Genomic DNA, 6,965 nt, shown 5'->3' with positions numbered 1-6,965 from the left:
TAAAGGGCTTGCAATTGGCGACTTTAATTCTGATGGTAACTATGACATAGCTGTATCGGATTCAGCATATTCTTCAAGTGATATACACATATTAATAGGTGACGGAAAGGGCTCATTTAATACAGGTAAAATATTCAAGATGAGTGTATCACAACCAGGTAAAATTGTAGCTGCCGACTTTGATGAAGACGGTATTATTGATCTTGCAGTACACAGCATTTCATCCAGTTCGATCTGGCTGCTCACCGGGAATGGCGATGCTACTTTTACTGAAATGTCATTGATATATGCCCCTAATGATTTTATTGTAAACGATTTTAACAGAGATGGAAATCTCGATATTATGAGCTTTAAATTTGGAAGCCGGAAGGCTCTGGTATACTCCGGGGATGGGAATAAAGACTTTAAATTAACTCATGAGTTCACTTATCCCATGAGTTATACACCTGAAAAATGGCTGCCAATTGTTAAAGATCTAAATGATGACGGAGATTTAGATCTTCTGATAAATGCGAGAGATTCTCTAATGACCTTTCATGGACAGGGTGACGGTACTTTCCAAAAGGGATTTTCTTTTGGGGGATATAAATCGGCAAATGGACTTGAAGTTTCAGATTTTAACCATGATGGGATAGTAGATATTGCAATTGCGTCAGAAAAGAGATTTTCTATAATTCCTGGTAAAGGGAATGGATTATTCCAGGGAGAAGCATTAATCAATATTGATGGCCTGCATTCGGGTATCAGCATGATAACGGGCGATTTTAATAATGACCATAACCAGGACATTGCATTTAGTGCATACCCTTCTGAGTGGTATAGCACTCCAAAAGACACTACAAAGATATTTTTCTACTGGGGATCGGGACACAATACATTTAAAAGTGGTCCTGTTATAGAAACATCCACCAATTACGGTGGCAGGCTCTATGGTAGCGATTTTAATGGAGACGGTAATACCGATATTGCTTATCTCGAACATGGCTGGTCTGGTAATAATGTACTGGTTTATCTGGCTAAAGGAGACGGTATTTTCTCAGAAGCAATACCATATGAAATTGAAGATCATAGATCTTCTATCCAGCTTGGAGATGTTAACGGTGACGGATATACAGACATAATAAATAATGCTGAAATAAACACTACATGGGGGAATTCTTCATATAGTGTTAACATTCATGCCGGAAATGGGGATGGCACCTTTCATTTTCACCAGGCAATTCCCTTGGGTGAGTACCCCTGGGATCGTCATCTTAGCTCTATTCCGGGAGATTTTAACAATGATGGATATAATGATTTAGTTACTAGAGAAAGCAACAGTCTGACAGATTATTATAATATGAAAATATTTTTGAATAAAGGGGATGGTACTTTTGGAAGTATTGCAGTTTATGAGATAAATCTAAGGAGAAGTGGCAAGTTATATGTAAAGGACTTAGACCTTGACGGTAATCTTGATATTGCCTTGGTGAGTAGTGTTATTACCCATTTCCGTGGTAATGGTGATGGCACCTTCAATGCCGGAGTTGATTACGCAAGAGATGCGTCTGGTCTTAATGTTGTCTTTAAGGATTTTAACCTTGATGGATTGCCAGATATTGCTTCTTCTTCAGGTCATGACGCCCGCGCGTATTTAGATTTAATATACCATTTAAAGAAACCCCTTGCTAATCCGCTATCACCACCAAAAGGATTAAAAGGAGTTGTTGATGATAGTAGTGCCTCATTAGTATGGGCTGAAAATAGTGAAGCTGATCTCAAGGGTTATAATATATACAGGAGTCTTTCCCCTGGAGGTGGATATGAAAAACTCAATGCAACTCTTGTTTCATCAGCCTCCTATAAAGATACAGGATTGACAAACGGGCTTACCTATTATTATACGGTTTCTGCTGTAAACAATAATGATGAAGAAAGTTCATTTGCCGTAAAGGTTGGAGTTATGCCTATCCCACCCGATACTGAAGCACCTAACTTCAATATTATAACTCCAGCAGAGAGCGAGCCTGTAATTACACCTTATCTCTTTGTTTCAGGCACAATAGATGATCCCGATGCAAAGATATCGGTCAATGGAATAGCAGGCACAATCCATAAGCAGGATGGCGTTTTCACTGTTTATGATATTCCCCTTAATATAGGTGAAAATACATTAACTGTCGTTGCTGTTGACTTGATGGGGAATGTATCAGAAAAGACTGCAAAGGTTATATATACCCCCACTGCTATAGTTAGTGGAACAGTTAAGTCTGAAGATTCGGGTTTAGCAGTTTCTTATGCTTATGTACAAATAAGAGATACCGAAAAAACCCAGTATCTCTGGACGGGTACCGATGGTAGATACAGGTTTAACAAGATTGTACCCGGTGAGATCTATATCAAGGCTCATGGAAGTAATTACGGAACTGTTAATATTACCAGGACGGTTAGCCCCGGCGAAGAGCTTCTTTTTGATATTTCTTTGCCACTCTATCCTGCAGCAATCAGGGCATGGATATACGATTCGTATAACTACAGCAGCATAGGAAATGCAACAGTAACCATAGAAGATCCAAAGAAAACTCAAACGCTGACTTCAAATGATAGCGGTTACTTTGAGACATATAACGTAGCACCATTCCAGGCTACCATTACGATTTCTAAAGATGGATACGAAACCTATTCGAAAGTTCACACACTAACTAACCAATGGACTAATTATCTCTATTTTTATCTTGACACATTACCCCCTTCTGCCCCGGTGGGAGTGGCAGCATCGGATGCTATGGAGGGTGTCATCCAGCTTACCTGGAGTGCCAACAGCGAAGGTAATCTTGTTGGCTACAGAATTTATAGGTCGCTTACAGCAGGCTCCGGGTATCAGTTTATAGGTTCCACAAATGCCAGTACCATTAGTTTTACAGATAGTGATGTGGAGATTGGAACAAACTATTATTATGTTGTCACAGCAAACAACAGCTCCTCCCAGGAAAGTGGAAATTCTGTAGAAGTTTCCGCTTCCCCAAAGGAACTCCCGGTACCTGCCGGTCTATCTGCAACGCCTGGAGAGGGAGAGGTAAAACTTGCATGGAGCAGTAGCCCTGGAAATGGATTGAGCAGTTACAATATTTACCGGTCGGAGCTCTCTGCTACCGACTACACCTTGATCGATTCTGTTTCATCCAGTTATCTCTCTTATACCGACGTTGATGTGGAGGCCGGTATCACTTATTACTATGTTGTTACAGCGGTAAATGCGTGGTCAAAGGAGAGTGGCTGGTCTAATGAAGCCTCTGCTATACCTGAAGAAGTCCTTCTGCGTGTCAATATTACATCCCCTATAGAAGGAAGCTTTTTAGATTCCTCTCATACCATCGTAACAGGGACAGCAAAGAGTATTTCTCCTGAAGTTGGAGTTATCATTATTGTGGAGGCTCAAACGGAAAGGGAAACACTTACTCGCAGCTACCTTGCCCACTTTAATGATGGTGACTTTGCAGCTGAAGTGAACCTCTTCCCTGCAGCATTTAATACGATAAAAGCTATAGCGACCATTCCAAGTGGTGAAACCGACGAATCATCAAAAACAGTTTATGCAGGAGGCACGATTAACGTCGCCACACTGGATGCATCACCATCCAGTGGGATCATTTATACCAGTACGGGTAACCTGGATATTGAGTTTGAAGTTGATTATAAGGGCAGTGGAACGCCAATAGCCTACTCCTGGGATTTTAACGGCGATGGAGTGGTAGATAGTGTAACAAGTACCCCCGGCCCGGTTACATTTGGTTATAGTGGGGCCGGTATTTACACCCCTGAAGTAACTGTAACTGTCGAAAATAGTACAGGGGGGGGGCTTCCCGGTCCTTTTGGTAGGGATGAAGTACAGACTGTGAAAGTTGCCACTGTAGTGAATGTAATGAATCTTGAACAAACGGATGCCATATTGAAGGCTGTATGGAGTGGAATGAAAGAGGCAATGAAAGCAGGAGACGTTAACTCTATATTAACCTTCTATCATCCCTCATCTCGAGAAAAATATAAGAGGGTTTTTATTGCACTTGCAGATCAGCTTTCTGGAATTGCGGTAAATATGAATGATATTGAAATGGATTACATCAGGAACGACGTGGCCGAATATAGGTTTAGTCGCTTGGAGGAATTTAATAGTTCATTGATCGAAATTACCTACTTCATTTATTTTGTGAAAGACGAAGACGGGCTTTGGCGGATCGAGAGTTTTTAGGGACGAGAAGGTTATATCCATGCAAAATCAATTTGCTGAAGAAGATAGGATCATAAATGAAAAGCACTATTCAAAGAATCAGTGAAAGCATCATTTTAGATGCACTTGAAATAGAAGTTAATAAACTTAATGATTTTTTCCCTGAAAAAAAACCAATGTTACGAACAATTTATAAATTGCGTCAATATTTGGAGGTTTAAAATGAAAACTAAACTTTCTTTGTTTGTATTCTTAACGGTCGTTTGTTTGTCACATGATTCTATTGGCTACGAAAAAACGGTTCATCGACAAATAACAAAAAATTCTATCGACATATCAGACCTTTCTACATCACTTGGACAACTTGATATGTCAATTCAGGATAGATACCTCAATAAAAGCGTAAGAAAGTGGGTAGAAGACGGCAGCGCCTTTGAGGATGGAGAGTATGAGGGGGGACCTAAGTTTTGGGAAGACCTGATCAGTGCAACTGTGGAAGGAGCCAGGTACAAAAATCATTTTTATGATCCCACCACAGGCAGTGGTCTCAATGATACAGTACTTGGTTACACGATGACAGGGCTTCCTTCCCTGCAATGGGGGAAATCTTTTGGGGAGAGCGGTAATGAGTTTAGCTGGAGTCAGGCGAGATTCTATTTTATGGGCTCGTTAACCTATACGAACGCGGAAGACAGAGAGGAATATTTTGCAAAAACATTTCGTGCCCTCGGTCAAATAATGCACCTTGTGCAGGATAAATCCGTTCCTGCCCATGTGAGGAATGATATGCACGGATTCTCTCTAGCCGGTACTGATATGTATGAGAAATACTTAAAAGAAGAATATGCTCTTAGATTAGACGGGTATCCCGCTGTGGACAATGAAGTATTTAATACCCTTGACAGCTTTTGGGACACAAACACAGGGAAAGGGCTTGCTGAATTTACCAACACTAACTTTATCAGTCGGGATAGTAATTTTGGTGACAACAAATATGATAATTATAACAATCCTGTGGCAGTAGGAATTAATTTAGTTGAAGAATCGGTTAAACCGGAAGGTATCGGCGTACCGGTAACTGTTAATGTTAAATATCTTCATGGCTATGTTGCAGATAGATACAGGCCTGATCAAAGCAAAATCATAAAAAGACTCTCTGCATTTTCCTATTTCGATTTTGAACTGAAAAAACGTGGGTACAAAGAAGTATACTCCCTTAACAACAAAGTCCACGAAGAATCTGCCGACTTTTTATTACCCCGTGCCGTAGGCTACTCGGCCGGTTTACTGAACTACTTCTTTCGTGGGGAGATGGGAGTGCAGATTGACAGTAACGGTTTGACGGTTACCAATAATAGCAAGGAGGTAATGACCTATATTACTAATAGTCGGGGGAATGAATTCGGTGAAATTAATATTTACTATGATAATAATTCCGGCTTTAGAATTCACCTGGCAACATATCAATTGCTCACCCCATTAGCACCGGGAGAGTCTACCCCCGTTATTTCTTTCGACCCACCTGATGACAATGTAAAACGGGGGCGGTACATCGTCGTTTTTAATGGCAAGCTCGGACAGGAAGAGGGTGCCGTCATTGGCTTGGTCACTGAACCACCTAAAGCTTATTACCTTTCACGACGTAATGGTATTGAAAAAATATATAGTATGAATCAAGATGGAAGTGGTGATTCAGTTGTCTATGCTGACGCGGATCCCAGTATTAAAATCGGGAAAATTGCACTGTCACCGGACAGAAAAAGCCTCGCATTTTCCACATCTGACGGTCCCAGTATATTCCTTTTAGATATTGAAAATCGACTATTGCAGAGGCTGACTTATGGCGATTGGCCCACGTGGTCACCTGATGGCACAAAAATAGCGTTCCAGAGGGAAACAGGAGACTATCTGCCTACCGCAGATGTAGAGTTATTTTTAATTGATGTTCAGACAAAAACGGAAACAAAGCTTACCGATGTACCTGGAAGCTCTTATAGTGCAATGCCTGCCTGGTCTCCTGATGGCAATACGATTGCCTATGTTGGATTTCAACCCGAAGGGTGTTATAACCTTCATGCAATATTACTTATGGATTCCTCTGGTAATCCAATAGGTCCAGTTACTTGTCAGGTTACTGATGGTAATATTCCAATGGATGCAGCTCCTGCCTGGAGTCCGGATGGCAAAGAGATTGCTTTTACGAGGAGACTCTACAGGGGTAGTACACCTTCCTATTATGAGTTATATAAGCTAAGTTTAAGTGGACAGCAAGTGAAAAAGATGACATTATCGGATGGTCTTAATTATGCAGAGTTTACGCCATCATGGTCTAGTGATGGTAAGCATATTGCCGTTGGTTCAAATAAAGATGGAGATTTTGATATTTGGTTGATTGATTCCGCGGGAACGGATGGTTTTACTGATAGTTATAAAGAAAATCTGACTAATTCCAATCCGGATATAGATGGATACCCGGTGTTTTCATGGTGATTATAATGCAGATAAAACTCATAATGCGCGATAGATCCTATCTTTAAATATTTATAAAAATAAAAAATATTGTTTTTTCAAGTTTTTTTCAGGAATGAAATGATTTTTCGGTTATTTGTCAGGTTGAGCTATGCTTGAAGAACTGGCAACAAGTTTCTTGATGACTTCATTTATCCGTGATGCCAGTTCCCGGGGATTTGATTTTGCGCCCTTGTTAAGATAGTAGGCGGGTTTGCAGTAGGCGAGAACTTTTTTAAACGCATCATCA

At 40.6% G+C, this 6,965-nt stretch carries 3 protein-coding genes; all 3 read left to right on the top strand.

What is annotated here, in order from left to right; translation table 11 throughout:
* Positions 1 to 13: 13 nt before the first annotated feature.
* Genes OEV42_21065 through OEV42_21055 form a run of 3 tightly spaced genes read left to right on the top strand, consistent with a single transcriptional unit; the run spans position 14 to position 6,697 of the window.
* A complete protein-coding gene (locus tag OEV42_21065; protein ID MDH3976762.1) occupies positions 14 to 4,228 on the top strand; it encodes an FG-GAP-like repeat-containing protein in 4,215 nt (1,404 codons plus the stop codon).
* Positions 4,229 to 4,284: 56 nt separating this feature from the next.
* Positions 4,285 to 4,428, top strand: a complete 144-nt coding sequence (locus tag OEV42_21060; GenBank protein ID MDH3976761.1) for a hypothetical protein — start codon at positions 4,285 to 4,287, stop codon at positions 4,426 to 4,428.
* Between the two features lies 1 nt (position 4,429).
* Complete coding sequence (locus OEV42_21055) at positions 4,430 to 6,697, top strand: hypothetical protein (GenBank protein ID MDH3976760.1); 2,268 nt, start codon at positions 4,430 to 4,432, stop codon at positions 6,695 to 6,697.
* Positions 6,698 to 6,965 lie beyond the last annotated feature (268 nt).

Source organism: Deltaproteobacteria bacterium (assembly GCA_029860075.1).
GTDB lineage: Bacteria > Desulfobacterota > JADFVX01 > JADFVX01 > JADFVX01 > JAOUBX01.
This window is presented reverse-complemented; position numbering and strand designations above follow the sequence as displayed.